The following is a 4,374-nucleotide window of genomic DNA, read 5'->3' as shown; positions in this document are numbered from 1 at the left end:
CGGTGTGGCAGCGCCATTCGGTGTGGCAGCGCCATTCGGTGTGGCAGCGACGTCCGGGGCGGCGGGTGTGGCCGCGCCGGTCGGGGGCGCTGGGTGGAGGCTCATAGTTGGGCCAGCTTCCGGCGGCGGACCAGCCAGATGAACACCGGGGCGCCGATGACGGCGGTCATGATCCCCACCTGCACCTCGCCGGGTGGCAGGATGAGCCGGCCGACAATGTCGGCTCCGATGAGCAGCACCGGGGCAAGTGCCACCGAGAAGGGCAGGATCCAGCGGTAGTCGGGGCCGGTGAGCACCCGCACCATGTGAGGGATCACCAGGCCCACGAAGGCGATCGGTCCGGCGGCTGCGGTCGCAGCGCCACAGAGGATGACGACGCCCAGCGCCGCGACACCGCGGGCTATCGCCACGTTCTGGCCGAGCCCCTTCGCGATGTCGTCACCGAGGGACAGGCTGTTCAGTGCCTTACCGGTCAGGAGGGTCAACAGGATGCCGACCACGAGGAACGGCAGGACCGGCAGGAGGACATCCCAGCCACGGCCTGACACGGTGCCGACCTGCCAGAACCGGAACCGGTCGAGCGTCTCCTGGTTGGACACCAGGACGGCGTTCATCAGACTGCCCAGCCCCGCGGACAGGGCCGCCCCCGCGAGCGCCAGCTTGATGGGGGTGGCGCCTTCCCGGCCGAGGCTTGCGATGGCGTAGACCACGACGGCGGCGAAGGCTGCCCCGGCGAACGCGAACCAAATGTAGCCGGTCACCTCGGCGATCCCGAAGACGTAGATGCCGATGACGACGGCGAGCGCGGCTCCTGCGTTGACGCCGAGGATGCCTGGGTCAGCGAGCGGGTTCCGGGCCACTCCCTGCATGGCGGCACCGGCGAGGCCGAGTGCGGCGCCGACCATGAGGCCGGTGACGGTGCGGGGAATGCGGGAGTGGACGACGGCGTGGTCGCCGTTGGCCGGGTCGAAATCGGTTAGCGCAGCGACCAGGACGTCGAAGCTGATGGGCCGGGAGCCGAATGCGAGCGAGGCGGCGCAGACCAGGGCGAGGGCGACCAGCACTGCGCCCAGCTTCAGAACCCGGCGCTGTCCGCGGGGTCTGGCTGAGGCGATCGGAGCGCGGGCAAGAGGGGCTGGAGCAGTCTGCACTGCCATCGCATGCCTCCTCACCGTCTAACTCCGGACAGAAGTAAGGCTAGCCTACGGTTACCTCTATTAAGAAACGGTTATGTTCCCTAATTAGCCAGGGTGGGTCGTTCGGAGGGGCACCCGGCAGGTCGCTCCCTACCCGCCGAAACCCCACCCAGCAGCCGGGGAATCCGGTACGGGCGGGCTATCGGTTGACACGGTTTAGCTGGCTTTAGGCAGCGGTGGGCGGGGTTCCCTGCCCGAAGGGCTTGCCGCCGAGGCCTTCCCTGCCATGCTCGGTGTGCCAGTTGGCCAGATCCGGGCCTTTGGGCACAATCCCGGTCGGGTTAATGTCTTCGTGCACGATGTAGTAGTGATCCTTGATCTGGTCAAAGTCGATCGTGTCGCCGAAGCCGGGGGTCTGGAACAGGTCCCGGGCGTAGCCCCACAGGGCTGGCATTTCGGTGAGCTTGTTCCGGTTGCACTTGAAGTGTCCGTGGTAGACGGCGTCGAAGCGCACCAGGGTGGTGAACAGGCGGACGTCGACCTCGGTGATGGTCTCGCCTACCAGGAACCGCTGGTGGCTGAGGCGTTCCTCCAGCCAGTCCAGCGCGGTGAACAGGCGGTCGTAGGCGTCGTTGTACGCTTCCTGCGATCCGGCGAACCCGCACCGGTAGACGCCGTTGTTCACCTCGGTGAAGATCCGCTTGGCGACCTGATCGATCTCTTCACGCAGTTTCTCCGGGTACAGATCAGGGGCGCCGTCGCGGTGGAAATCTTTCCACTCAGTGGAGAAATCAAGGGTGATTTGCGGGAAGTTGTTGGTGACGACGGCACCTGAAGGCACGTCGACGATCGCCGGAACGGTGATACCGCGCGGATACTCGGGATCTCGCTTGAAGAACGCCTCCTGCAGTCGTTCGATGCCCAGGACCGGATCGCGTCCGTCAGGGTCAAGGTCGAAGGTCCAGGACCGCTTGTCGTGGGTCGGGCCCGGGGTCCCCAGCGAAATGGCGTCCTCGAGTCCGAGGAGCCGGCGCACGATGATGGCGCGGTTCGCCCAGGGACAGGCGCGGGCGGCGATCAGCCGGTACCGGCCGGCCTCCACGGGAAAGCCGTCCGACCCGTCCCGGGTGATCCGGGTTTCGATATAGGTGGTGTCGCGGCTGAATTCCTTGCCCGTGTTCACGTAGGCGCCACGAGTGCTGTGTTCGTTCTCGGTCATCTGTTCAGCCTAATCTTCTGTCGCTGGGCTGTTGGTTGGAACAGCCCGGCGACAGAGGTGGAATTGATCACTGGGTGATCGCCGGTTGGCGATCAGTTGTCCTGGCTCTGCCGGGCCGACTCGCGTTCGTACTTCCGGCGCAGCTCACGCCCGTTGTCGATGTCCTCGAGTTCCTTGTCGAGCTTCTTGCGGCTTGCGGTGGCGTCCCGTGGAGGGAGCTGGATGGTTTCCTCAGCTTCGATGCCGGCCTGGAGTTGCCGGCCGCGCTCCAGTTCGGCGTCGAACTCTGCACCGAAGAGCAGTGAGAGGTTAGCCAGCCAGAGCCACAGCAGCAGCACGATGACGCCGGCGATCGCCCCGTAGGTCTCGTCATAACTGCCGAAGTTGCCAACGTAGAAAGAGAATCCAGCAGTGGTGAGTCCGAGGACCAACAACGCAACAAACGATCCCATGCTCATCCAACGGAACTTGGGCTGCTTCACGTTGGGCGCCCCGTAGTACAGGATGGCGATCATCAGGATGGCAAAAACCACCATGACCGGCCACTTGGCGATGTTCCACACGAGGAGAGCCGTGTCGCCGAGACCGATCACATTCCCGACCGATTCGGCGATCGGTCCGGACAGGACCAGCAGGAGGGCCATCAGCACCACCAGCAGCAGGACTATAGCGGTGATGAGGAGCATTACCGGGCGCAGCTTCCAAAACGGACGCCCCTCCTCCACTTCGTACACCCGGTTCATTGCCCGGCTGAAGGCGTTGACATAGGCGGAGGCAGACCAGAGCGCACCGAGAACACCGATGATCAGCGTCAGACCAGCACCCTGTGAGGTAGCGAGACCTTCGATAGTGCTTTCGAGCGTCTCGTTCTCGGCTGCACCCGGTGCCACCCCTTCAAGGATGTCCAGCACGGTGTTGGTGGTGGTTTCCGCCTGACCGAAGACACCGAGCAGGGAGACCACCGCCAGCAGCGCCGGGAAAATCGCCAGCACCGCGAAGTAGGTCAGGGCAGCAGCCAGATCGGTGCACTGGTCTTTGCCGAATTCACGGAGGGTGCGCTTGAACACGTATCCCCAGGCTGGCTTCTTGATCTCGGTGGGGCTGTCGGGCTTCCGGTCGTCGTCAGGACTCGGCGCATTGCGTGCTTTGTCCTGGGTCTGCGCTTCGGGCGAATCCGCCGCTGTGCCGCCGCTGGGTGCCATTTGGTACCTCCACATAGTTCCTACAGGTCCAGCTGATTATTATAAGGACCCTTACTAGTGCATAAGCCTACCTAAGGATTACCGTTGGCACATGGCTTTCTCCCAGATTAGTCCAGCCGGCACCCTCCGAATTGCGGTTGTTGGCGCCACCGGTAACGTCGGAACCGCTCTGTTACGGCGCTTGCAACGGGCCGCGGCCGAGCATCCGGGCGGCGTGGATCGTCGGCTNCCCGCCGGCTTCCTGACACTGCCCGGGCCCCCTACGCCGGGTGCGAATGGCACGCCCTCGATATCGGGACCGACGAGGGACGCAGCACGCTCACCGCAGCACTCGCCGGCGTTGACGCCGTCGTGCATCTGGCCTGGGCCATCCAGCCGAACCGCAATGAACCGGCGATGCACCGCACCAACGTCACCGGTACCGCCAACGCGCTGCAGGCGACCGCCGACGCGGGAGTGCGCCACTTCGTCTGCGCGTCATCGGTGGGTGCCTATAGCCCGGCCTCGAAGGGCCAGCGGGTGGATGAAAGTTGGCCGCATGGGGGCATCAGCACCTCTCACTACAGTCGGCATAAGGCTGAGCAGGAAGCGCTCCTTGATGACTTCGACCGGAGGTACCCGGAGATCCCCGTCACCCGGATTCGCCCGGGGCTGATCTTTCAGCAGGATGCAGGGAGCGAGATCGGCCGCTACTTCCTGGGCCCGCTCGTCCCGAAGTTCCTGCTGGATCGGCTGCGGCTCCCGGTCATTCCCATCCCTGATCGGCTGATCTTTCAGGCGGTCCACGCCGACGACGTCGCAGACGCCTACTGGCGGG

General features: G+C 64.9%; 4 protein-coding genes and 1 pseudogene (1 of these 5 only partly in view). 1 reads left to right on the top strand and 4 read right to left on the bottom strand.

Annotated elements, in window-relative coordinates; genetic code table 11:
• From K728_RS19035 to K728_RS0109430, 4 genes and pseudogenes are all read right to left on the bottom strand, one after another.
• Positions 1–105, bottom strand: a pseudogene (locus K728_RS19035) (FecCD family ABC transporter permease); it reaches 1,100 nt to the left of the window's first position.
• The gene (locus tag K728_RS0109440) at positions 102–1,157 is read right to left on the bottom strand and encodes a FecCD family ABC transporter permease (RefSeq protein ID WP_024476539.1); all 1,056 of its coding nucleotides are present in this window, start codon (positions 1,155–1,157) and stop codon (positions 102–104) included. Before K728_RS0109440 ends, K728_RS19035 begins: the two are co-directional and overlap by 4 nt.
• 205 nt (positions 1,158–1,362) lie before the next feature.
• Complete coding sequence (locus K728_RS0109435) at positions 1,363–2,355, bottom strand: glutathione S-transferase family protein (RefSeq protein ID WP_024476538.1); 993 nt, start codon at positions 2,353–2,355, stop codon at positions 1,363–1,365.
• A 92-nt stretch (positions 2,356–2,447) separates the two neighbouring features.
• Complete coding sequence (locus K728_RS0109430) at positions 2,448–3,557, bottom strand: YihY/virulence factor BrkB family protein (RefSeq protein WP_019481396.1); 1,110 nt, start codon at positions 3,555–3,557, stop codon at positions 2,448–2,450.
• Between the two features lie 291 nt (positions 3,558–3,848).
• On the opposite strand from K728_RS0109430, the gene K728_RS20580 reads away from it, so the two are divergent.
• Positions 3,849–4,374, top strand: a 526-nt coding sequence (locus K728_RS20580; protein WP_337587495.1) for an NAD-dependent epimerase/dehydratase family protein, incomplete at its 3' end; no start/stop codon positions are given.

It is taken from the genome of Arthrobacter sp. CAL618 (genome assembly GCF_000468215.1).
In the GTDB taxonomy this organism is placed as follows: domain Bacteria; phylum Actinomycetota; class Actinomycetes; order Actinomycetales; family Micrococcaceae; genus Arthrobacter_D.
The sequence above is the reverse complement of the archived record's forward strand: the minus strand, read 5'-3'. Positions and strand labels throughout refer to the sequence as shown.